The 23,291-nt window shown below is 42.6% G+C and carries 21 protein-coding genes; 3 read left to right on the plus strand and 18 right to left on the minus strand.

Annotated features, from left to right (window positions below; translation table 11 throughout):
• Positions 1-26: 26 nt before the first annotated feature.
• Positions 27-1,172 (minus strand): cysteine desulfurase family protein, encoded by a 1,146-nt coding sequence (locus ACIQXU_RS01745; protein ID WP_402958319.1) that lies wholly within the window; start codon positions 1,170-1,172, stop codon positions 27-29.
• A gap of 200 nt (positions 1,173-1,372) precedes the next feature.
• Complete coding sequence (gene cymR, locus ACIQXU_RS01750) at positions 1,373-1,792, minus strand: cysteine metabolism transcriptional regulator CymR (RefSeq protein ID WP_402869723.1); 420 nt, start codon at positions 1,790-1,792, stop codon at positions 1,373-1,375.
• A gap of 340 nt (positions 1,793-2,132) precedes the next feature.
• On the opposite strand from cymR, the gene ACIQXU_RS01755 reads away from it, so the two are divergent.
• Entirely contained in the window at positions 2,133-3,098 is a 966-nt protein-coding gene (locus ACIQXU_RS01755; protein WP_402986373.1) for a nuclease-related domain-containing protein, read from the plus strand.
• A gap of 194 nt (positions 3,099-3,292) precedes the next feature.
• Positions 3,293-4,564, plus strand: coding sequence for a replication-associated recombination protein A (locus ACIQXU_RS01760; RefSeq protein WP_402986376.1), 1,272 nt, complete (start codon positions 3,293-3,295; stop codon positions 4,562-4,564).
• A gap of 28 nt (positions 4,565-4,592) precedes the next feature.
• On the opposite strand, the gene ACIQXU_RS01765 is transcribed toward ACIQXU_RS01760, so the two are convergent.
• The 6 genes from ACIQXU_RS01765 to ACIQXU_RS01790 all read right to left on the minus strand — a co-directional run bounded on the left by ACIQXU_RS01765 (position 4,593) and on the right by ACIQXU_RS01790 (position 10,161).
• Entirely contained in the window at positions 4,593-5,240 is a 648-nt protein-coding gene (locus ACIQXU_RS01765) for a DUF2642 domain-containing protein (protein ID WP_402986379.1), read from the minus strand.
• Between the two features lie 225 nt (positions 5,241-5,465).
• Positions 5,466-6,632 (minus strand): DUF2642 domain-containing protein, encoded by a 1,167-nt coding sequence (locus tag ACIQXU_RS01770; protein ID WP_402986382.1) that lies wholly within the window; start codon positions 6,630-6,632, stop codon positions 5,466-5,468.
• 199 nt (positions 6,633-6,831) lie between these two features.
• Positions 6,832-8,115, minus strand: a complete 1,284-nt coding sequence (locus tag ACIQXU_RS01775; RefSeq protein WP_402986384.1) for a hypothetical protein — start codon at positions 8,113-8,115, stop codon at positions 6,832-6,834.
• Positions 8,116-8,304: 189 nt separating this feature from the next.
• The gene (locus ACIQXU_RS01780; protein WP_402987339.1) at positions 8,305-8,994 is read right to left on the minus strand and encodes an ABC transporter ATP-binding protein; all 690 of its coding nucleotides are present in this window, start codon (positions 8,992-8,994) and stop codon (positions 8,305-8,307) included.
• A complete protein-coding gene (locus tag ACIQXU_RS01785) occupies positions 8,994-9,371 on the minus strand; it encodes a GntR family transcriptional regulator (RefSeq protein ID WP_402986387.1) in 378 nt (125 codons plus the stop codon). Before ACIQXU_RS01785 ends, ACIQXU_RS01780 begins: the two co-directional genes overlap by 1 nt.
• Before the next feature lie 4 nt (positions 9,372-9,375).
• Positions 9,376-10,161: a hypothetical protein gene (locus ACIQXU_RS01790; protein ID WP_402986389.1), complete on the minus strand. Its 786-nt coding sequence runs from the start codon at positions 10,159-10,161 to the stop codon at positions 9,376-9,378.
• A gap of 152 nt (positions 10,162-10,313) precedes the next feature.
• Between ACIQXU_RS01790 and tagU the strand changes: the two genes are divergently transcribed.
• The gene (tagU, locus tag ACIQXU_RS01795; RefSeq protein ID WP_402986391.1) at positions 10,314-11,243 is read left to right on the plus strand and encodes a polyisoprenyl-teichoic acid--peptidoglycan teichoic acid transferase TagU; all 930 of its coding nucleotides are present in this window, start codon (positions 10,314-10,316) and stop codon (positions 11,241-11,243) included.
• 460 nt (positions 11,244-11,703) lie between these two features.
• On the opposite strand, the gene ACIQXU_RS01800 is transcribed toward tagU, so the two are convergent.
• The 10 genes from ACIQXU_RS01800 to ACIQXU_RS01845 all read right to left on the minus strand — a co-directional run bounded on the left by ACIQXU_RS01800 (position 11,704) and on the right by ACIQXU_RS01845 (position 23,227).
• Positions 11,704-12,132 carry a hypothetical protein gene (locus tag ACIQXU_RS01800; protein WP_402986394.1) on the minus strand — a complete coding sequence of 143 codons (429 nt, stop codon included), beginning with the start codon at positions 12,130-12,132 and terminating at the stop codon, positions 11,704-11,706.
• 107 nt (positions 12,133-12,239) lie between these two features.
• The gene (locus tag ACIQXU_RS01805; protein ID WP_402986397.1) at positions 12,240-12,737 is read right to left on the minus strand and encodes a VanZ family protein; all 498 of its coding nucleotides are present in this window, start codon (positions 12,735-12,737) and stop codon (positions 12,240-12,242) included.
• A 573-nt stretch (positions 12,738-13,310) separates the two neighbouring features.
• On the minus strand, positions 13,311-14,726 hold the full coding sequence (locus tag ACIQXU_RS01810) for a S8 family peptidase (protein ID WP_402986400.1): 1,416 nt from the start codon (positions 14,724-14,726) through the stop codon (positions 13,311-13,313).
• A 131-nt stretch (positions 14,727-14,857) separates the two neighbouring features.
• Positions 14,858-16,741, minus strand: coding sequence for a S8 family serine peptidase (locus tag ACIQXU_RS01815; RefSeq protein WP_402986403.1), 1,884 nt, complete (start codon positions 16,739-16,741; stop codon positions 14,858-14,860).
• 150 nt (positions 16,742-16,891) lie between these two features.
• Positions 16,892-17,599 (minus strand): ABC transporter ATP-binding protein, encoded by a 708-nt coding sequence (locus ACIQXU_RS01820; protein WP_402869791.1) that lies wholly within the window; start codon positions 17,597-17,599, stop codon positions 16,892-16,894.
• Complete coding sequence (locus ACIQXU_RS01825) at positions 17,599-18,381, minus strand: ABC transporter ATP-binding protein (protein WP_402958253.1); 783 nt, start codon at positions 18,379-18,381, stop codon at positions 17,599-17,601. The genes ACIQXU_RS01820 and ACIQXU_RS01825 overlap by 1 nt, the downstream gene beginning before the upstream one ends.
• Complete coding sequence (locus ACIQXU_RS01830; protein ID WP_402869795.1) at positions 18,353-19,318, minus strand: branched-chain amino acid ABC transporter permease; 966 nt, start codon at positions 19,316-19,318, stop codon at positions 18,353-18,355. Before ACIQXU_RS01830 ends, ACIQXU_RS01825 begins: the two co-directional genes overlap by 29 nt.
• A 13-nt stretch (positions 19,319-19,331) precedes the next feature.
• A complete protein-coding gene (locus tag ACIQXU_RS01835; protein ID WP_402869797.1) occupies positions 19,332-20,210 on the minus strand; it encodes a branched-chain amino acid ABC transporter permease in 879 nt (292 codons plus the stop codon).
• 128 nt (positions 20,211-20,338) lie between these two features.
• Complete coding sequence (locus ACIQXU_RS01840) at positions 20,339-21,526, minus strand: ABC transporter substrate-binding protein (protein WP_402986406.1); 1,188 nt, start codon at positions 21,524-21,526, stop codon at positions 20,339-20,341.
• Between the two features lie 513 nt (positions 21,527-22,039).
• A complete protein-coding gene (locus ACIQXU_RS01845; RefSeq protein WP_402986408.1) occupies positions 22,040-23,227 on the minus strand; it encodes an ABC transporter substrate-binding protein in 1,188 nt (395 codons plus the stop codon).
• Positions 23,228-23,291: the final 64 nt, after the last annotated feature.

Below are 23,291 nucleotides of genomic sequence, written 5' to 3' on the forward strand. Positions count from 1 at the left end.
CTGTCACCTCATCTATTTACAAAAATTTATTGTTGTACTAATCTTTTAACGATCTTCACGGTTATTTCTGCCGCTTCCCTGACTTCCTGCTCGGTATTGTTCAGACCAAAGCTGAAACGAATCGCATTCTTCGTCCGCTCCGAGCCTTTTCCAAACATCGCGACTAAAACATGCGAAGGTTCAATGGACCCCGCCGTACAAGCAGATCCGCTTGATACCGCGACGCCGGCCAAGTCCAAATTAACGAGCATCGATTCAACATTCGTACCAGGAAAACTGACATTCAACACATGTGGAAGTGCGTGCTCCCTCGATCCGTTAATTTCATATTGTACCTCTGCCTTGTCAAAAACGGCAAGCAATACGTCTTTGAAAGAGTTGTATTGCTCCGTTTTACTCTTCATCGTACTTTGGGCAATGGAAACGGCCTCGGAAAAACCAGCGATTGCCGGGACACTTTCCGTACCAGCGCGCCGTTTCCGTTCCTGTTCCCCACCGTATAAATGAGGGGCGAACTTCAATCCATCACGCATATATAAGAAACCGGTTCCTTTTGGTCCATTGATTTTATGAGCGGAAACACTCAATAAATCCACGCCCAGCTCCCGGACATCGATAGGAATCAAACCATAAGCCTGCACCGCATCCGTATGGAAAAGGGCCTGGTGCTCCCTTAAGAGTTGTCCGATTTCAGCAATCGGCTGGATCGAACCCACTTCATTATTGCCAAACATGACGGAAACCAAAATCGTATCGTCCCGCAATGCCGCTTTTAAATCAGCAATCGAAATGAGCCCCTCTTCATTCACAGGTAAATACGTGACCTCAAAGCCAGACTTCTCAAGGAATTGACAGGTATGCAGAATTGCATGATGTTCAATCTCTGTTGTAATGATGTGCTTGCCTTTTTTCTCATTCGCATGCGCAGCCCCGATAATTGCCGTATTATCCGCTTCCGTTCCACCACTTGTAAAAATGATCTCATTCCGTCCCGCATTGATACTTGCGGCAATATTCGAACGCGCTTCATCTAAAACATGACGTGCCTCCCTCCCGAACGCATGAATGCTCGACGGATTCCCAAAGTCATGGCTCATGACCGTCATCATCTTATCAATCACATTCGGATGCATCGGTGAAGTCGCAGCATGATCTAAATATATTCTGTTCACTTTTTTGTCGCCTCCATAGAATAGTTAGGCAATGCTCTATGATTAACCTGACTCTCGTGTTTACTAATAAAATGAAACTTGCAAAAAAATGCCTATTCACATAGGATTTTACCTTTAAATCAACCGGTAGTCCAATAATGGTTGTAAGATAGAACCCTTTTGAATAGGTATTTTTGCTTCATATTAAACTGTGGCCCCAATTAAATATAGTACATATAATCGTTTGTTTCACCATTGTCCTTGTAATTCGCCAAATCCACGAGCGTCGTATTATCAAGGACTTCTTTAACCGCATCGCGAATCCGGATCCAAAGCTGGCGTTTCACCGGCTCTTCATCCTCAATTCCTTCAACCGGGGTAATCGGTCCTTCCAACACGCGAATCACATCACCAGAAGTAATCTCATGAGGATCTTTCGACAAGACATATCCGCCATATGCACCACGAACACTCTTCACCAATCCTGCATTGCGAAGGGGCGCAATCAACTGCTCCAAATAATGCTCAGACAAATTATGCGTTTGAGCGATCGACTTCAAACTCTTCGGACCTTCACCATAATGCTTAGCAAGCTCAATCATGATCGTTAAGCCATACCGGCCTTTAGTAGATATCTTCATTTATATACACCTCAAATTATTAATCCGTTACTAAATTCTCTTGAAATTATAGCATATACCCAGTAGAAATGCATTCACCCACCCTCCATTTGTCAAATTATTCTAATTGGAAAGGTAGGTAAAGGGGTTGGATGGTAATGCCGGTGGTTGGATTATTGTCCTGTGTGGTCGAATTATCTTTAGTTGTGGTTGATTTACTCCCTTGCGTGGTTGAATTATCAACTAAGGTGGTCGAATTCCTAACTCGTTCTAAAATTTGACATATTTACTTTTGAAAAGAATAGGAAAAAAGGTAAGAATTGAAGAATCTATAGGTAAACGATTGAGAGGAGAAATTACTTTGATTGTTAAAGATTGCGAGATTCCTATAAAACTTCAGATGATACAGGCGCTTATTAAACGATTGCCCATCACCCATCCAATTCACCCCGTCCTAAGTTCAGACTTTAACAGAAACATGGCAGGTTACAAAGGCGAACATCGAGTGATTCATGCTCTAAAATCCCTTCCTGAAAAAAAGTATCTAATCTTTCATGACCTTCGTCTACTCGCCTCTCCCTATCCCTTTCAAATGGACATTTTGCTACTCACTCCATGCTTTATCCTAATTCTTGAAGTGAAGAACATTGCTGGTGAGCTATACTTTGACAAAGGGTTCAATCAACTAATCCGCACTAAGTCAGATGGTCAAAGAGAGGCCTTTGATGACCCTATTTTACAAGTGAATCGCCAGCGCTCCCTACTAATCGAGTGGTTAAAAACAAAAAACTGGTCAATCCCAATCGAAACTTTAGTAGTTAGTTCGAACTCATCCTCAGTAGTAACTGCTGAAAATAAAGATATTACTTCTAAAGTAGTCATACGCCGAGATTTTCTATATCATAAAATTAGAGAGTTCATAAAAAAGCATGACGAAGAGAAATTAACAAAAAAAGAGCTGAAAAAAGTTACCAATCATTTATTGAAGGCCCATACACCTCTTATACCCAATCTTCTGGAGAACTATAAAATTCCTATAACCGATCTAAAAACAGGCGTTTTCTGCCCTCGATGTTCGTCCTATCCAATGAAAAGGAAAAATGGAATCTGGATCTGCCATTCCTGCTCAAACAAATCAAAAGATGCTCACCTTTCATCGCTTCAAGATTATTTCTTCCTCATAAAGCCCACCATTACTAACCAACAATTAAGGGAATTTCTCCATATCCATTCTGCATCAACTGCAAATAAACTGCTTAAGTCTATGGACTTGCCTCATACAGGTGTTACGAAAGGACGAGTATACCATTTAAAATTGAAGACTTAACATCGTGGTTGAATTATATTCTTCCGTGGTTGAATTACTGCCTCACGTGGTCGAATTATCTCTTGTTGTGGTTGAATTATTGCCTCACGTGGTCGAATTCTCCCCCACAACCGTCGAATTCCCCTCCCCAAACGCATATTCTGAGCATTTTCCCCTTTGTTTGTGATACCTTATATAAAAAGGAGAGGTGCGTCATGAATATTAAACCGCTTGCTTTCCGGATGCGGCCCCGTTCGATTGATGAAGTCATCGGGCAGGAGCATCTCGTCGGTGAAGGGAAAATCATCGCGAGGATGGTCAAGGCCAAACAGCTATCTTCGATGATTCTGTACGGTCCTCCCGGCATCGGCAAGACGTCCATTGCGAGCGCCATTGCCGGCAGCACGAAGTTTGCCTTCCGGACACTGAATGCTGTAACCAATAATAAAAAAGACATGGAAATCGTCGCTGCCGAAGCCAAGATGTCCGGCAAAGTGATCCTGCTGCTCGATGAGGTCCACCGCCTGGATAAAGCGAAACAGGATTTCCTCCTTCCCTACCTTGAAAATGGGATGATCACCTTGATTGGTGCGACGACAAGCAATCCTTATCATGCAATCAACCCGGCCATCCGCAGCAGGTGCCAGATTTTCGAACTAAAGTCTCTGGAAGTCACTGATATCATCAAAGCCCTCGAACGTGGATTACAAGATGAGGAACGTGGTCTCGGTCACTATCAAACAGATGTCAGCACCGATGCTCTGGCACATTTTGCGACAGCTTCGAACGGGGACGTCCGCAGCGCCCTTAACGCTCTAGAGCTCGCGGTCATTTCTACTGAGCCTGACGAATCCGAAACGATTGTCATCGATGTAAAAATTGCCGAAGAGTGCATGCAGAAAAAGAGCTTTTCGCATGACAAGGATGGTGATGCCCATTATGACGTCCTATCTGCCTTCCAAAAATCAATCCGTGGCAGCGACGTGAATGCGGCCCTCCATTATTTGGGCCGATTGATAGAAGCCGGTGACCTTGTCAGCATCGCCCGTCGCTTGGTCGTCATCGCGTATGAGGACATTGGCCTGGCGAACCCTCAAGCTGGTCCTCGCGCCCTTTCTGCAGTCGAGGCAGCCGAGCGTCTCGGTTTTCCGGAAGCCCGGATCCCGCTTAGCAATTCGGTGATTGAGCTTTGTCTATCGCCTAAATCGAATACCGCCTATAAAGCAATTGACGCGGCACTCGCCGATATCCGCGCCGGCCATAGCGGCGATGTACCCGATCACCTTAAAGATGCCCATTATAAAGGGGCTACCGACCTGGGCCGCGGCGTCGACTATCTCTATCCGCACGATTATGAAAGCGGATGGGTGAAACAACAGTACCTACCGAACAAACTACGCAACAAAAAATACTATCAACCGAAAAAGAGTGGGAAATTCGAACAAGCCCTCGCATCGGTCTATGAGAATATAGAGAAAAAGAAATAACTCCGGATCGTAGTAGATCCGGAGTTATTCATTGTGGAAACTGAAAGCTCTTCACATGCCGCATATTTACATAAAACTCTTCGCCTTGAGCATCCATCATATGGATGAGACCATCCTTCAATTGTATGATTCTCCCTATGTCCATCGGGTGCTGCCCTAAATCGAGTACCACCAATTTATTTGTCAATTTTTTCAGTTGTTCCTCCAAAGTACGCGCCCAGCTTAGACTGGAAACTTGAAGAAGCTGCTCGCTTTTACTCAATCCGTATGGCCCCTTTTCATCATCACAGACCGTTAGCCACTTTACATGCTCCATGGAGATGAACATCGTTTTATAGGCAGGAGAATGAAAAATGAAATAATTATTCATGATACCCACGATATAGCCATGGATGGGTTTGTTTTTCGTGAGCAAAATCTCAACAAAGAGCCCTTTCGCATTCATCAGCATCTTACGAAATGACGTCTCACTGATTTCCGGGTCCTCTCCTCCTTCAATCCCTTCATCTATTATGGGAAAAGAATAATTCTTAATGTGTCGCTGCGGTACATAACGGTACACCTCTCCCGTGTATAGGACTAAGATATCCGTACTTTCTTCTATTAAATTCCCAAACACAAGAATATTTCCTGAGAGTTCTAGCTCCATATACTGTCCAATATATTTAGAAAACAAATATAATCCACCTTTCCTTCCTTATGGCGAGGAATCGTTCTTGAATCCTGTCCTAATTTGGGACACTCCGACTTGTTTCAGAGATTCGCTATAGGAATCACCCCTAGGTCTAGTCCAATAATCGCCCATGCCCTTGATCACCTTTTGGACAACCCATATGCCTGTCCCTTTTTAATAAGAAGGCACAACAACTTCATTGGTTGCTGTACCTGTGTGGTCGATTCTTTATAGAGTTGTCTTTGAAACTTTAATTAGGTTCTCAAGCCAGATTTTCTTAAACGTATTGACACGCGTACGGTTTTTATCCTTTCTATGACGGCGACGACGTTTCTTACATTCATCTGAACTTTCAGGTGAGCTGCTGCTTTCACATGAGGATGAACTTTCAAACGAGCTGCTGCTCTCACATGAGGATGAACTTTCATACGAACTACTGCTCTCACATGATGATGAACTCTCATAAGAGCTGCTTTCACTTGATGAACTTTCAGGGGCTATACATTCACATGAAGAACTTTCATGAGAGCTACTTTCACATGATGATGAACTTTCATAGGAACTGCTTTCACTTGATGAACTTTCACTGGAACTGCTTTCACTTGATGAACTTTCACTGGAACTGCTTTCACTTGATGAACTTTCATGAGAGCTACTTTCTCTCGAGGAACTCTCATGGGAAGAGCTTTCTTTGTTTTTATCTTTGTCCTTATCTTTCCCCCCACCATCATTCTCCCTTGGGAAAAATAGTCCGATGGATTGGATTTGATCTGTCGTGATATAAAATATTTCGTCTTTATTCACGACAACAATATAGTCTTCTTCAACTTGTATCAAGACACCCTCAACCTTTTCAGGGCCACCTGCATGAACCGAAATCCAGGAGTAAATCAATTGAGTAAGAGCTCCATTCAGGGTATCGTTAGGAACATCCGGAAACTCCGGCCATGTGGAACGGAAGGAAACCTCCACAATCGCTACGCTCTTAATAAGAGCAATCGGGAATAGAACGAGCCCGTCCTTCTTAGTCGATAACACGATATATTCTGTAGTTACCTCGACGATCTGGCCGATTTTTGAAGCTGGGCCACCGCCGTTCACCTGAACGAATCGGTTATCTAATGTTTCCAATAAGCCGACGAACGTTGGCGGAAATGCATAGCCATCATCAAAAGGAGGGAGTACATCCTCTTGAGATTTTTTTGCATTAACAACCACGATTTTCAGTTGGGCAATCGTATAATACACGAGTTGCTTCTCTTCAGTCAGAAGGACGATATACTCATCATTCACTTCTATCAGCCTGCCTTCTCTTGAATCAGGCCCGCCTTTAAATACTCTTACAAATTTCCCCTGCAAAGCTTGAAGGTACGGTAAACTAATTATTTCTGCCATTTTTCCTTTAGCCTCCAATAGTTATTTATACTTTAGTGATATCCGTACTGCATATATATGCGCCTTCTTTCTATTGCGGACTCTTCTAAGCACCCATTTTCTAGTAAATCGTCGTTTACCTAGAGAGATTACACGTAAAATAACCATGAACAGGCCTTCCTAAAAAAAATGACCCCGGATTTTCATCCGAGGTCACCTCTTATTTTTCTTTTTTATAGGAAACAGCCACTCTCCCGCTTTCCTGCTGTCCTGACTTGGTTACTGTCACGTACACTTTGCCCGATTTCTTACCGAGCTGCTTTATAGAAAGAGTTAGCTTTTTGCCTTTCGCCGTCCCTTTCACCAACATGCTTCCTTTGCTTTTTGCCTTGTAAATCTTCACGACATCGCCTTTGGCAAGGGAACTGATGACCACGGTATCGGCTTTTCCCTTATGATTCGTCACCTTGACCTGACTTGTTTTCACAGAAGGCGAGGTTTCGCCCTTAAACGTTTGGGCGACACGATCACTTTCCCTCAAGGGTGATTTCATCACGGTCACGTAGACCTTACCTGTCTTTTTGCCAAGCTGGCTGACCTTAAAACTCACTGAAGTGCCTTTCGCCGTCGTTTTCGCTATGACATTCCCTTTACTTTTCACATCATACACCGTGACGACATCACCTTTTTTCAGGCTGCTTACCTTTACACTATCCGCTTTGCCTGTATTGTTCGTCACATTGATTTGGGAAGCCTTTAATGAACTGGTCCTATCTGAAATCGTAAACTCGTACGGAACATCGACGGAATCATCATAGTTTTCCATCACGAAGTAATAGGTCCCTTTTTTCATATAGGTTGTGAGACTTCCATTTTCATTCGAATTTAATTCTGCCAACTTTTTATTGGAACGATCTTGGATAGATCCACGCCATATCGTGTCCCGTTTTTGTTTCATATTCAATGTGACATTTCCATTTTGCGGAACGACGAATCTAAAGTAATCGCGATCATCAGAGTGACTAATGACCCCTTTATATGTGGCATTCAGGTTGATGGCATTCGCTGTAGCTACCTTATCATTGGACTCTTTTTCGTAATACTGGCTTTTTGTATATTTCGTGGAAAATTGATAATCCGCTTTGGAGCCTTGCCCGCCACTATTGTTGATCCGCACATAATACGTCCCTTTAGGCAAACCTACTTGCACTTCATCAAACCCGTATGTATCATCCTGTCTTTTCGTATAAACGAACGTATAGATGTAGCCTTTACTATTCTGGATATGTCCCTCAAAAGAGGTCTTGGCATTCCGTTTGATCGATAACGTGACATTTCCCGGCTCAGTTAAAATTACTTTATACAAAATCTCCTTCTTATTAGCTAAAGAACCCTTATACATCTTGTTCATGTTAATCGTTTTAGCTTGATTCACGGTCGAAGCCGCATGTACATCCGCTTTTCCTGCCACTGAGAACATAAAGATGCAAGCACCAAACATCATCAAAAACCTTATATACCTCTGTTTCCGCACACGTTTCATTTCCCTTCATATGTAAATTAGTAGTTAAATGATATTAGTTATATTTTCCTATTAATCCATAAGTTTATCAACATTTTCTTATGTGGTAATTATACCCAAAAGCTTTTTTACAATAAAAAGACCCCAAATCCTCATTTGGAGTCCTACTAATCACCTATAATGTGCTTTCATCCATCCCACTACCGATTCCCCGTTTCTTTCACGGATGCCTTCCACTTCCTCTTTGGCAATGATTTGCCCATCCTGGATCAATAGCACTTCATCCAGGACCTTCTCGATATCATCGATTTCGTGCGTCGTGATGATGACCGTTTGTTTTTCAAAATCAATATACGTAAGCAGGCTGCGAACAATCTCTTCACGAACCATCACATCCAAGCCTGAAAATGGTTCATCCAATAATACGATTGGTGCCTCCCGTGACAACGCCAGCACCAATTTAAGACGGCCCCTGTTTCCCTTCGACATAGAACTGACTTTCTTTGAAACATCCAGCTTCATGAATGCCAGCATTTCCATGGCCTTTTTATGATTGAAATCCGTAAACTGCGAAGCATGAAAATCAATATAATGACCAACCGTAAACGCGGGGTAGAAAAAATCTAACTCCGTCAAATACGACACGCAAGAGGCAATCCTCCTGCTTACCTTATCTCCCTCGACCGTCACCTCACCATGATCCGGTTTCACCAAACCGGCAATCAGTTTGAGCAGGGTCGACTTACCGCTTCCATTGGCCCCTAACACACCATAAATCTTTCCTACATCAAACGAAAGTGAAACACGATCCAGTGCCACAATTTTTCCATACTTCTTCGTCACTTCCTGCATTTCAATCATCATTCCACATCACCCCGTTCTGTCAAAAATGCCTGTACCGCCGTGAGCATTTCCGGCTTTGACAAGCCAATCTCTTTCATATTTTCCACGAACGTTTCCATGATTTCCGTTTGGATCCGCACCCGTAACGAAGCGATCAAGGTTGGATCATTTTTAACGAATGTTCCCTGCCCCCTTTTTGTCTCCACAATTCCATCCCTTTCAATCTCAGCATACGTGCGCTGTATCGTATTTGGATTAACGCCTGTTTGAATAGCCATCTCCCGAACCGATGGTAGCTTTTCACCACTTTTTATCTCCCCGCGGACAATCGAATAACAAATTCGATCCGCTACCTGTAAATAAATCGGCTTTGTCGCATGAAACTCCTCTGTCATACACTTACACCTCGATCTTTCGGTCCAGCAGCCAACATGAAGCTAGGAATAATAACACTAACGTGATGATATCCAACCCGGTTGTCAGAAGGGATATGCCTCCCGTATTTAGATAAAATTTCAAATTATCAGCCGACATGGTAAATGAAGAGTCACTCAAAACGTCCACGACCCAGACCGTATCCATTTGTTGATAAACAGCCGTACTTTCATACCAGCTCCCCACCATGACCATCCCTATAAATAGAAGGGAAACGATCAGCCAACGAAACGGTTTAATGGCTGACACCCGAGCCAATGCATGGTAAACCACCCATAAAAATAACATGACCAGGGCAAGGAAAAGACTGACCGCCATCAAGAAAATACCCATTTGGAGTAAATTATAGAATGACATCATACTCTCCGTGTGAAAACTCACACCAAAATTGCTCGTCGGAATCCTCATGGTCACAAAAGTGAGCAGGCAGGCAAACAGCAATGACATCCCCTGGAACAGTACACTGATCAACAATTTACTACCTAGTAGCATCCCGGAAGACTGTGGATTATACAACCAGACTTGTGCCTTCCCTTCCACATTCAAACGACTACATATAAGGAAAATCATTATCAGCGGATGCATCAACATGACCATCGGTGAACTGATGTAAAACAAACCAGCCACTTCGAAATACTTCGCAAGTAAATAGGCAACAAACACTAACCCCGCCTGGGCCAGCAGCAACCAAAGAAGAACCGACTTCCCGATCAGCCACTCCTTTTGCATCAATCCTCTAAACGCTTTCACTTCCCCATCCCCTTTACCACTGTGTTAGTTAAATAGTACACGACTACACATGCATTGTCAAATATACTATAAAATACCAAAAATCCTATTATTTAAATAACTAATTTATTATAATAGATTAAGTGATTATAAAGTGAGGAAGGAAGTAGACGATGAGACATGAAAAGAAGAAAAAAAAGAAACGAACATGGCCAAAAGTAGTCGGCATTATCGTCCTTCTTTTTATACTAGCCGGGGGGACTTTTGCATTCTCCGTATGGAATTCCTTAACAAAGACAGTCGAAACCATGCATACACCTATAGAGCGCAGTACAGATAAACGGACCAAAGAACTCGTATTATCGGATTATGAGCCTTTTTCCATGCTGATGCTCGGTGTCGATGAACGGGAAGGCGACAAAGGCCGCTCGGATACGATGATTGTCTTGACCGTCAATCCAAAATTGAAGTCCGTGAAGATGCTGAGCATCCCACGAGATACTCGTACTGAGATTGTCGGACATGGCACCCAGGATAAAATCAATCACGCCTTTGCATTCGGTGGCGCCGCGATGGCGATGGATACGGTCGAGAATTTCCTTGATATCCCGATCGACTATTATATGAAGATCAATATGGAAGGCTTTAAAGATATCGTGGACGCAGTTGGCGGTGTCACCGTCCAAAATGATTTGAACTTCACTGAAGAGGGGACGACCTTCAACAAAGGCATGATCGAACTGAACGGTAAAGAGGCGTTGAGCTATGCCAGAATGAGATATGAAGATCCAAATGGTGATTTCGGGCGTCAATCCAGACAACGTGCCATTATCGAAGCTGTCATTAAAGAAGGGGCGAGCGTATCGACCTTAACGAGTTACGACGACGTATTCGACGCACTAAGTAAAAATATCCAGACTAATTTGACGTTTGATGACATGATGGACATTCAAAAGAACTATAGAGACGCAAGCAATGACATTTCCCAATCATCCATAACCGGTACCGGAACGAAAATCGACGGAATCTACTACTATATCGTGTCGGAAGAAGAACAAAAAAAGATTCAAACAGAATTAAAGGAACATTTAACCGTCAAATAACGCAAAACGAAAAAGCTGCCTGGACCGCATCCAGACAGCTTTTTCATTTTACCCATCCAACATTCTGACAAAAAACGGACACCCATTGTAGAGATTTGTTGGAATTTTTGTTGTTTATTAGAGGGGAAAAGACGGTATAATCTAATAAGAGCTAAGAAATTCCTTCTTCCCCTTGAACCTTTCATTACGAGAATCAACTTTCATTAGACACAAGGTCATGTGAATCATCATGCTTAGATTTAAACATTTCAAACAAATAAAAGGAGTGGATTGTATGAAAATCAAGGCAGGTAGTTGGGCAATGTTAAGCAAACAAGACAAAATGTTTATTCTGAAGGCCATCAGTGATCGCTCTAGAATGAAATATGCTTCATGATTAATACTTTAATCCGTCAATTCCCTTATAAATATCCTCTCCCTTTTCGATAAAAGGAGCGAAATGTTGAAAAAGGAGAGGCATCTATTCAAATCGATAATCCCAAAACAGACGCCATTCGTCTTTTTCCTTCACTACATAACAATCCTGTTCGATGGTAAACACACCAAAGTGAGACTCAAACATCTGTGTGACAGGAACCCTGTACGCTGTTTTATGGACCTTGCCACCTTTCCCCATGCTCCAATCCTTCACTTTCTTTGAACGTCCCACTTCATACTGAAAGGTTTCCACATCCATATGCTGCAAGAAGACATGAGCCCGATTTTGCACATAATCAGCACGAACCGGAAACCGCAGCTTCATTTCAGCACTCAATAAATCCCACGACTTCCCGAATTCCGCCTCACTCTCGTACGCATAGAACTCATCCACTAATCGTTCTGGTCCACTGGGCCAAAGGAAAACAATACAGCCACCGAAAGCTACAATCAGGGAAAAAAGAGCCATCATTCCTGCCATTTTCCTATTATGTCTTCTTATCTTCATCACCTTCAGAAAGGCTATCCTATCCTTACATTATATCCATGAGAAAAACGACAAAAAAAGAAGCTTGCTTATTAAACATACTTCTTACGGCGCCTCCACCATCTATTGACTATAAAAAAACACAAAATACCTAACAGTCCCCCGAACGTATCGATTATAACATCCTGCATCAAAGGCGTTCGCCCACCGGTGAATTTTTGATGCAATTCATCAGCACTCGCATAAAATAGCACGCAAACAAGTGCACCCGAAAGGCTAATAAACTTATTCTTCACAAAATCCCGCCAAACACCAAATGTCAAAAATCCGAATACAAAAAAGATAAAAAGATGCGCACCCTTTCGAATGAAAAACTCGAAAAAACCATCCACCCCAGCGGTATGAGCACTCACCTCAACACCACCATACAAAAAGGAAATACCCTCAAGCAATTCATACCAATAGGGCGTATTGAACCGTCCTAAAAAAGAAGCAAGACTCTGTTCTTCATATGTCTGTGAGGAAAAGGAGAAAATCAGCATTGCCCATAAAATAAGCAAAGCCGGGAATACCCACTTACGATTCATCATTTGATAGTCCTTCCATGAACTCTTTTAGTTTTATCCTTCAATCTTAATTCAACTTTTGAGAGCATCTATTAAATAAAAGTTAACTTCTAAAAAAATTTGGGAGTGTCAAAGAGGTCTTATGTATGGTTAATTACGGAAACGATTATTTAAATCTCTTTGAAAGCGGCGAACTTTACCCTAGCTAAACTTTCGGTGATTATGATTTTTCTGCCATCTATCTCCTCTGAAAATGAGAATGTCAAGTATTTAAAAAATCCCTCTGCCATTGCAGTCTTTTTTATCGTTATTTTAGTTTAATTTACCATTTTTTGATTTTCATAACAATAATATTGTTTTTGAATATCATGGCATTAAAAAACCATCTATTACATTTCCCTGAATTTAATCTTTCACTATTAACTAATTTTTATTGTCCAATTTACCCGGACTGTTAGTAGTATAGTTGCCTATTTCACCTTGCATGGTTGAATTATTGCTGTTTGCGTGGTTGAGTTATCCTTTTATTTATGAAGTGACAATGTTTAATCATCTTATATTAAACAGCCCCCGGTTAATTCCGGAGGCTGTTTCTGTTTATTTTTTCGCTTTGACCACAGTTACGGTTCTTGCTTTGCTGGAATATCCCGCTTTGCTTTTGGCCGTAACGGAAAGCTTGGTTCCTGCTTTTTGTTTTGTCTTCATCGTAACTTTAAATGTTCCCGCACTGTTGGTTTTTGCTTTTCCGAGCTGGCTGCTTCCTTTTTTAACGGTAACGGTCGAGCCTTTTTCAGCTTTTCCTGTAATTGTTTTAGCATTGTCCTTGACTGTATGAACGGTTGGCTTTGCGACGTAGTTCACGGCCCTTTTGGCATTTATACGCCCATTTCCGTAAAGATCGTCTTTTCCCTTTTTACCCAGATCATCGGACGTGCTGAATAGGCGTTCTTCGACCTGCGTATTCTTCAAGGTGGGCTTGTTCCCCCAGACCAAGGCTGCGACCCCAGTGACGATAGGCGCGGCCATCGAGGTTCCTGTCATATACCCATACGATTTATAAGGAAGCGTTGAATAAATCGAATCACCTGGTGCAGCCAAGTCAATATTGGTTCCATAATTGGAATAGTCGGCAATTCGATCTTTCTTTGACGTCGCACTGACGGAAATGACGTTCTCATAGGAAGCGGGATAACTGTTCCAGTAAGTATCTTCATTTCCAGCTGCGGCAACGATGACCAATCCCATATCATGGGCATACTGGATGGCTTGATCTTCACTATAAGAATAATTGAAGCCTCCTAAACTCATATTGATAATATTGGCCCCATATTCCACGGCATAATAAATGGCATAGATGAGATCAGAGGAATAGCCATATTCTCCCCTAAATATATTGATTGGCATGATTCTAGTATTCGGGGCGACACCCGTTCCGCCAGCTCCATTATTCATCGTAGCCGCAATGATTCCGGCCACATGTGTTCCATGTTCTCCTGCCGGCAAATGGGGGCTAAAGTTCACCATGTTATAGGGAGCAAAGAATTTTCCTTTTAAATCGGGATGATTAAGGTCTGCCCCGTTGTCAATGACGGCCACTATAATACTTTTCGAGCCCTTCGTCTTGTCCCAGGCTTTCTCGGTTTGGATCAACTTGTGATGATATTGCTTCGTATAATGGGGATCACTCGGTTTTTTCATCAATTGAATGAGATGATCTGGTTCCACGTACTCAATATTTTTATCTTTTTCTAGCTTCCTTATAAAACCAACTAGGCTTGTGTCATCCGGGACTTCCATCGTTTTCAACAGACCCTGTTGATCTATCGTTTTCTCGCTCACCTTGTACTTTTTCAAACTACCTTCTTTGGCTGAAGGCTTCATCTTGACAATGACCCGATCTGTTTCAATCGCGGTTGGATTGGCTTGTTCAGCTGCTAGTGTAGGTGGACCGTTACCAACGCCAATTTGGATGCAAAAGGCGATGATAACCAATAAAGAAAACATCCGCTTCATACTCATCCCCTCTTCCCCGTACTCATGAACTATAAATTTACCAAGTTATCAACTAATGCATATACTTATTTCACGGTATTTAGTACAAAAAAACCTCCAAGATTCTCGGAGGCTTCCTTTCTATTATAATTTTACTTTTTCACGGTCACTTTTCTTGACTTACTTGCATTCTTTGCCTCGTCTTTTGCGTAGACATACACGATTTTCCCGGCACTTTGCTTGGCAATCTTGACCGTGAAGCTACCTTTGTTCGTAGCTTTGGCAGAGCCAATGACTTTGCCCGATGCTTTGACATATACGGTGGAGCTTGCTTCTGCCTTCCCTGTCACCTTTGTTGTTTTAGGCGTGACTTTATTGACTGTCGGCATGCTTGGGGCGGTTTTATCCTTGACCGTCACCTTTTTGGCAGGGCTTTTGTTTCCTGCTTTATCGGTTGCGATTAAAGTCAGCACTTTTCCAGCCTTTTGCTTTTTCGTCATCGTCACGGTGAATGTGCCTGAGCTGTTAGTGGTTGCCTTTCCAAGCGTAGTGGTTCCCGTTTGGACGGTCACTTTGGAACTCGCTTCCGCTTTCCCCGTCACCTTTGTCGTATTGTCACCCACAGCATTTACTGTCGGCTTAGGTGGTGCGGTTTTATCGGTAACGGTAAGGAAGACCGGCACGCTTTTATTACCTGTTTTATCGACTAATCGTACATACACTTTCTGGCCAGCCTTCTGTTTTTCAACCGTCGCTGAAAATGTCTTTTCCCCGTTGATTTTCACCGTGGCTAGTGTTATTTTCTTCGTATAAATGGAGACGGTTCCGGTTGTAAACTGGCTAGGTATCGTCCCTTTAATCTTTGTATCCCTATCTGAGATGCCTGTCACAGAAGGTCTACTGAGGGTCTTCATCTCAAGTGCCTTTTTTGCATTGACACGCCCGTTACCATAATAGACATCTTTTCCTTTTGTGCCTAGATCGACAGCCGAGTCATATAATCGATATTCCACCGCTAATTGGGAAAGTTTCGGTTCATTGGACCAAATCAATGCGGCTACACCGGTAACAACGGGTGTCGCCATGGACGTTCCGCTCATAAAGGCATATCGATTATAAGGAAACGTTGAAAGGATTTTATCCCCGGGGGCTGTAATATCCACCGATGAATCGTAATTGGAATAAGTGGCGCGCTTATCTTTTGATGTGGTGGCACCCACCGAAATGACATGACTGAATGCGGCAGGGTATACACGTTTGTTGCTCTTTTTCAAATCCCCTTCATTTCCAGCCGCCGCAATAATCAGAACCCCTTCTTTATACGCCTCCTGGACCGCTTTATCTAGCGCTTTTGAATAATAGGTCTCTCCTAGACTCATATTAATTATGTCGGCTCCGTTTTCGATTGCATAATGGATGGCTTCTATGATATCGACCGTATCTGCATATTTCCCATCAAAAACGTTAATCGGCATAATTTTTATAGTAGGGGCCACACCTGCGCCTCCTAGTTTATTGTTAGCAGAGCCGGCAATGATGCCCGCAACATGCGTTCCATGTTCTCCTTTGGGCAGGATATTCATTCTCTCACGCACAGTATCATAACCTTTATAAATCTTCCCTTTTAAATCTTCATGATTACGGTCAATGCCATCATCAATGATGGCCACGATCATTTCTTTTGAGCCCATGGTCTTTTTCCATGCAGCTTTCGTCCCGATTTTTTGATGATGCCATTGATCCTTAAAAATGGGGTCAGACAGACTTTCCATCTTTTTAAAAAGATAGTTTGGCTCTGCATACTCTACCTTTTTCTGATCTTCAAGCTTCTCTATTAGTTTTTCTGTGGTTTGCCCTTTAGGGATGTCTACCGTTTCAATTAATTCGCTGATAGGCTCATCATTTGTTTCTCTATATTTTACAATGACACCATCGGCATTAGGAGCTTCCTCTGCAAAAACGGCTTCTGGCTGTTGAATCGGCAAAAATGTTAAAAGAAGTGCGATAGGTACGATGGACCGAAATAACTTTTGCATGGAATCACTCCAATAGATTATTATGGGTACTTTTCATTAGTTCCCTCTATCTAAATTGTATACTGATAGATATAGATTTACTAATCTTTTCATCTAGTCAATATGAATCATTTCCATTTTTATCAAAAGAAAAAACCGCAATTTGCGGTTTCAGTGTCCTCCTAAATAGGCATTCTTTATTTCTTCACTCGCCGTTAGTTCCTCAGCTTGACCAGAAAGGACGATGCGGCCCGTTTCCACTACATACGCTCGATCTGCAATGGATAATGCAAGATTCGCATTTTGCTCGACAAGCAGAATCGTCGTACCCGTTTTATTGATTTCTTCTATGATGCTGAAAATCTGTTTTACCAGTAACGGTGCAAGTCCCATCGAAGGCTCATCCAATAAGAGCAGACGCGGCTTTGCCATAAGGGCCCGACCCATGGCGAGCATTTGCTGCTCTCCGCCAGAAAGGGTTCCCGATTGTTGCTTAAGTCTCTCAAGCAAGCGTGGAAATAGTTCGTATACCTTTTCCATATCCTTTTTGATCTCTGCCTTGTCTTTTCGTAAATAAGCACCTAGTTGAAGGTTTTCTTCCACCGTCATGTTGGCGAAAACACGGCGTCCTTCCGGGACATGCGAGATTCCCATCTTCACGATCGATTGGGCAGGTTTGCCACCGATTGATTGATTCTCATAAAGAATCTTTCCTTGTTTCGGTTTCAATAAGCCGGAAATCGTCTTGAGCATCGTACTTTTACCTGCTCCGTTCGCCCCAATCAGGGTGACGATTTCACCTTGGTTGATTGTGAGGGAGACACCCCTTAATGCCTGTATGTTCCCGTAATATACGTTAATATCCTCGATTGTTAACATTATGAAACCTCCTCGCCCAGATAGGCCTCGATGACTTTTGGATTGTTACGTATTTCTTCCGGCTTTCCTTGAGCGATCAACTGGCCATGATCGAGCACATAGATACGCTCGCATACACCCATGACAAGAGGCATATCGTGTTCAATCAACAGCACGGTCAAGTCAAATTTCTCACGGATTAGCGCAATCAATTTCATGAGTTCGTGTGTTTCCTGGGGATTCATGCCGGCCGCCGGTTCATCGAGTAAGAGCAGTTTTGGGTTAGCGGCAAGGGCACGGGCAATTTCCAAGCGCCTTTGCTGACCATACGGCAGGTTTTTCGCCTTTTCATCCTTGTATCGATCCAGATTGAAGATCTTCAGGAATTCAATGGCCTTTTCCTCCATTTCCTGTTCCCCTCTAAAATGGGTGGGGAAACGCAAGATGGAACTGACAATGCTATGTTTCGAAAGAGAATGATAGGCTACTTTTACGTTATCAATCACCGAAAGTTCACTGAACAAACGGATATTCTGGAACGTCCGGCTGATTCCTTTTTGCGTGATTTTATAGGGCGGACGTTTCCTTAAGTTTTCCCCGTCTAGGGAAATGGTGCCCTCAGTCGGGACATAAACCCCAGTCAATAGGTTGAAAAATGTCGTTTTCCCAGCTCCATTCGGTCCGATTAAACCGACCAATTCCCCCGGATACAACTCGACGTTAACATCGGATACCGCTTTAAGCCCTCCAAACTGGATGCCGACCGAGTCGACTTTAAGCAGCGGTGTTTTTGTTGTTGCCATGGCTGCTGCCTCCTTTACGATTGAACATGGACGTTATTTCTTTCGTTCCCATCAAGCCTTGTGGACGATAAATCATCATCACAATCAGAACAAGGCTGTAAATGATCATTCTTGTTTCTGGATAGTCTTGCAGGAATGTCGTGACGACCGTAAGAAGGATAGCTGCCAATACGGAACCGGATAAGCTTCCAAGTCCACCGAGTACGACTAGAATTAAGATATCGAATGATTTCAAGAACCCAAAGTTCGACGGTTGGATAATATAGAAGTTGTGGGCATATAACCCTCCAGCGATTCCAGCAAAGAAAGCACCGATTGCAAACGCGACAACTTTATAATAGGTTGTGTTGATTCCCATCGAATCAGCTGCCGTTTCGTCCTCACGGATCGAGATGCAGGCCCTTCCATGTGTCGAACTTGTAAAGTTCCGGATGACAAGGACTGTGATGAGTACGGACCCGAACACCCACGGCCAAGTAGTCAAATGCGATACTTGCATTCCGCTTGCCCCGCCTACATAGTCAATATTCAAGAGCACGATCCGGACGATTTCTCCAAACCCCAAGGTCGCGATTGCCAGGTAATCCCCTTTAAGACGTAAGCTTGGAATCCCAATGATCAAACCGGCAAGCGCTGCGATCAACCCACCTATAATCAATGCCAGGGGAAACGGCATTTGCAACTTCATGGTAACGACCGCTGAAGCGTATGCACCGACGGCCAGAAATCCGGCATGTCCGATTGAAAATTGACCGGTAATCCCGATGATTAAATGTAGGCTCGTTGCCAAAATAATATTGATTCCGATGAACATGAGCGTATTTTGATAAAAAGGATTCAAAGAACCGCCGCCGATCAGTACCTGGACCACGGCGAAAAAGATCAGTGATAGGACGATCGAGAGCCAAAAACCTTTGGCTCGCTTAAAAGTAGTCATAGCTTTGTCTCCCTTATACTTTTTCTTTTTTGTTTTTACCGAACAAGCCTTGTGGCATGAAAATCAAGATAAGAATCAGTACGATAAAGGCTACGGCATCCCGCCATAATGAATAGCCGGCGGCACTGACCAAAGCCTCGATGACTCCAAGCAATAATCCTCCGACCATCGCACCCGGGATAATTCCGATTCCACCAAGCACCGCGGCTACGAATGCCTTCAACCCTGGGAGCACTCCCATCAAAGGCTCGATTTTTATATAATAGATACCAAAAATGACCCCTGCTGCTCCCGCTAATGCGGAACCGATTGCAAATGTTGCTGAAATCGTATTATTGACGTTGATTCCCATCAGCTTAGCCGCATCTGCATCGAAAGAAACGGCACGCATCGCCTTCCCGATTTTCGTTCTATGAACAATGATTTGTAGAACGATCATCAATGCGACGGCTACGCCAAAGATCAATACCGACTGGCTGTTTATCGAAGCACCGAATATATTGATTTTATCCGAAGGCAATACATCACTCGGATAAGCTTCCGGCTGTGCACCACGGACATAGATGAATCCATATTCGATTAAAAGCGAAACACCGATGGCGGTTATAAGAGCGGCAATGCGTGTTGCATTGCGCAATGGCTTGTATGCGATCCGTTCAATTAATACGCCAAAGAGTGCACAGACCGTCATTGAGATGAGGAGGGCTGGCACAAACGACAGTTCCAAAACCGTTATCGAATAGAAACCGACGAATGAACCGACCATGAAGACGTCACCATGTGCGAAGTTTATCAGCTTAACAATTCCATACACCATCGTATATCCGAGAGCGATTAGGGCATAAATGCTACCGAGTGAAACTCCATTTATTAGCTGTTGTACCAATTCCATATTCGACTCTCCTTGAAAAATCTAATTTTATAATGCGGCACGTCTATTTTTTCAGAGGGTGAAAAATGAGAAGTCGCCAGCACCTTCTAATCGAAGAAGGGCCGGCGAAGGCTAAAACCTTTCCCAGATCATTCAGGATTGATTTTTGTATTGAATACCTGTTTTCCTTCTTTAAACTCAAGGATCGTAGCGGATTTGATTGGATTGTGTTTTTCATCTAATGTAAATGTTCCCGTCACAAGGCTAAGATCTTTTGTTTTTTCCAAAGCATCCTTGATCTTATCCGAATCCGAAGATCCGGCACGTTTAATGGCATCGGCAAGGAAGTAGCCAGTATCGTAGCCTAAAGCGTTAAAAGCATCAGGGGATTTGTCTTTGTATTCAGCCTTGAATGCCGACACAAAGTTCTGGATCTTTTCGTCAGGGTCACCTGAAGAATAATGGTTGGTGATGAATGTATTATTTAGAGCCTTCTCACCAGCAATTTCAACTAGTTTAGGAGAATCCCAACCATCGCCGCCCATGAATGGAACGTCAAGACCTGTTTCACGAGCCTGCTTAACGATCAATCCAGCTTCTTCATAGTAGCCTGGTAGGAAGATGAAATCCGGTTTTGCCGATTTCAGGCGAGTCAGTGTAGAACGGAAATCAGTATCCTTAGCGATATAAGCTTCTTCCGCTACAACTTTTCCACCATTCTTTTCGAATTGTTCCTTAAAGGCTGCCGCTAACCCTTTTGAATAATCGCTTGCACTATCAATATAGATGGCTGCGCTTTTTGCTTTGATTTCGCTAGTGGCGAAATTCGCTGCCACGGTTCCTTGGAAAGGATCGATAAAGCTTGTTCTGAATACATAATCGTTTAATTTATCATCTTTATATGTGATTTCTGGGCTTGTCCCAGAAGGAGAGATGACCGGAACCTTATTATCTTGGGCAATCTGTACCTGTGCGATTGTATTCGTACTCGTTGCGGCACCGACGATCGCCGTCACCTTATCTTGAGAAGTCAGCTTGATGGCACCACTTGTCGCTTCAGCCGCTTCCGATTTATTATCAACTTGTATAAGTTTGATTTTTTTCCCATCAATGCCTTCTTTGTTAATCTCTTCAGTCGCAAGCTTGAGGCCTTCTGAAATCGATTGTCCATAAGAGGCTACTCCCCCTGATAATTCAAGGTTCACACCGATTTTGATCGTGTCTCCCTCTTCACCTTTTTTTGATGTTGAAGCAGAGTCCGATCCGGAACAACCTGCCAATACCCCCGCTGCAAGTGATAACGAAAGAAATGCACTTGCTAATTTCTTCTTTTTCATAATGAACCCCCTATTTTGTAATCTTTGTTTGTGGCGCATGAATATTTATTCAATACGCTGTCTAAATAATAGATAAATATAAATATTTACAATTTAATAAATATTTTGAAAATAGTGTACCGCATAATTTTCACCACGTCTAGACGTAAAATGCATGAACATTTTGTCCAATAGTCTATATCTCATAGAACTTTGCAAGCTATTATTATATTGATATATGCCATCATCGTTTTTAACAGAGAAAAATCAAAGAGTTTCGTTATTTCAATGTTATAAATCTATGTTTATCATCAGTCGCTTTTTATTCTGTCATTAGTAACATCCAACCTTATTTTTTCCTTAATTTTCTATTCTCGAGTATCCTGATAGGTTTTTACACCTACATCCAGCGCGTATCTTTTATACAGATTTCTATTTCAAAATTGTATAATACTATATAAATATGCAGGTATTTCCGCTGGCATATTACAACAAAAAGACCGCCATATGGCGGTCCCTTTGAATCAATCAAGATCACGGATCAATCTTCGTATTAAAGGTTTGTTTACCATCCACATATTCCAAGATGGTGGCCGATTTAATCGGATCATGGTTTTCATCCAAGTTCAAGGTTCCTGATACTAATTCGAAATCCTTCACTTCTTCTAATGCTTTTCTAATATTTTCAGATGTTGGATCTCCGGCTCTTTTGATGGCATCAGCCAAATAGTAACCAGTGTCATAGCCTAATGCAGCAAAAGCATCAGGTGTTTTTTTGTATTCCGCTTTGAATGCTGAAACGAAATCTTGAATCTTAGCGTCTTCATCTTCCGGCGAATAGTGATTAGTGATATAGGTGTTCTTCAAAGCTTCTGCTCCGGCAATTTCCACGACTTTTGGTGAATCCCAGCCGTCTCCGCCCATGAACGGAAGGTCCATTCCATTTTCCCGAGCTTGCTTCAAGATCAGACCGACTTCTTCATAGTAACCTGGAAGAAATACGAATTCTGGTTTTGCGGACTTGATACGAGTCAATGTCGCACGGAAATCAGTATCTTTTGTTACATAGGCTTCTTCCGAAACGATTTTCCCTCCATTTTTCGTAAAGGCTTCCTTAAAGGCTGCAGCTAGTCCTTTTGAGTAATCGCTTGCACTGTCAACATAAATGGCAGCGGTCTTCGCCTTCACTTCATCTGTTGCAAAATTGGCTGCAACGGTTCCTTGGAATGGATCGATGAAGCACGTTCTAAACACATAATCATTCAATTTTCCAGCTTTGTTCGTAATATCGGGATTTGTTGCTGTTGGTGTAAGTAGAGGAATCTTGTTATCCTGTGCGACTTGAACTTGTGCCAACGTGTTTGTACTTGTAGCGGATCCTACAATCGCCACTACTTTATCCTGACTGACAAGTTTAATCGAACCGTTCGTTGCTTCTGCTGCATCCGATTTATTATCCACTTTTTTAATTTCAATTTTCTTACCATTAATTCCTTCTTTATTGATTTCATTGATGGCCAATTGCAAACCATCCATTGCAGACTGACCAAATGAGGCCGTCCCACCTGACAATTCAAGGTTGGCACCAATTTTTATGGTGTCTCCTGAACTGGATGATCCTCCGCCTGAACTACTGGTTTTCGAGTCACCATTGCAACCTGCCAGTGCCCCCGCGATTAATGATAGTGATAAAACCATGCCTGCTAACTTTTTCTTTTTCATTTGAAACCCCCTTTTTCTTTAAAAACAAAAAGAATATTCTGAAAATAATGTATCTCATTCCAGG

This window comes from Peribacillus sp. NPDC097284, from assembly GCF_044761765.1.
Lineage (GTDB): Bacteria > Bacillota > Bacilli > Bacillales > DSM-1321 > Peribacillus.

Coding starts and splice junctions, on each gene's coding strand:
- ACIQXU_RS01835 (WP_402869797.1), bottom strand. CDS start 20,210: ATGGAATTGGTACAACAGCTAATAAATGGAGTTTCACTCGGTAGCATT.
- ACIQXU_RS01800 (WP_402986394.1), bottom strand. CDS start 12,132: ATGATGGCTCTTTTTTCCCTGATTGTAGCTTTCGGTGGCTGTATTGTT.
- ACIQXU_RS01780 (WP_402987339.1), bottom strand. CDS start 8,994: ATGATTGAAATGCAGGAAGTGACGAAGAAGTATGGAAAAATTGTGGCA.
- ACIQXU_RS01775 (WP_402986384.1), bottom strand. CDS start 8,115: ATGATGTTTGGTGCTTGCATCTTTATGTTCTCAGTGGCAGGAAAAGCG.
- ACIQXU_RS01785 (WP_402986387.1), bottom strand. CDS start 9,371: ATGACAGAGGAGTTTCATGCGACAAAGCCGATTTATTTACAGGTAGCG.
- ACIQXU_RS01825 (WP_402958253.1), bottom strand. CDS start 18,381: ATGGCAACAACAAAAACACCGCTGCTTAAAGTCGACTCGGTCGGCATC.
- ACIQXU_RS01810 (WP_402986400.1), bottom strand. CDS start 14,726: ATGAAGCGGATGTTTTCTTTATTGGTTATCATCGCCTTTTGCATCCAA.
- ACIQXU_RS01805 (WP_402986397.1), bottom strand. CDS start 12,737: ATGATGAATCGTAAGTGGGTATTCCCGGCTTTGCTTATTTTATGGGCA.
- ACIQXU_RS01830 (WP_402869795.1), bottom strand. CDS start 19,318: ATGACTACTTTTAAGCGAGCCAAAGGTTTTTGGCTCTCGATCGTCCTA.
- ACIQXU_RS01770 (WP_402986382.1), bottom strand. CDS start 6,632: ATGGCAGAAATAATTAGTTTACCGTACCTTCAAGCTTTGCAGGGGAAA.
- ACIQXU_RS01760 (WP_402986376.1), top strand. CDS start 3,293: ATGAATATTAAACCGCTTGCTTTCCGGATGCGGCCCCGTTCGATTGAT.
- ACIQXU_RS01820 (WP_402869791.1), bottom strand. CDS start 17,599: ATGTTAACAATCGAGGATATTAACGTATATTACGGGAACATACAGGCA.
- tagU (WP_402986391.1), top strand. CDS start 10,314: ATGAGACATGAAAAGAAGAAAAAAAAGAAACGAACATGGCCAAAAGTA.
- ACIQXU_RS01815 (WP_402986403.1), bottom strand. CDS start 16,741: ATGCAAAAGTTATTTCGGTCCATCGTACCTATCGCACTTCTTTTAACA.
- ACIQXU_RS01845 (WP_402986408.1), bottom strand. CDS start 23,227: ATGAAAAAGAAAAAGTTAGCAGGCATGGTTTTATCACTATCATTAATC.
- ACIQXU_RS01840 (WP_402986406.1), bottom strand. CDS start 21,526: ATGAAAAAGAAGAAATTAGCAAGTGCATTTCTTTCGTTATCACTTGCA.
- cymR (WP_402869723.1), bottom strand. CDS start 1,792: ATGAAGATATCTACTAAAGGCCGGTATGGCTTAACGATCATGATTGAG.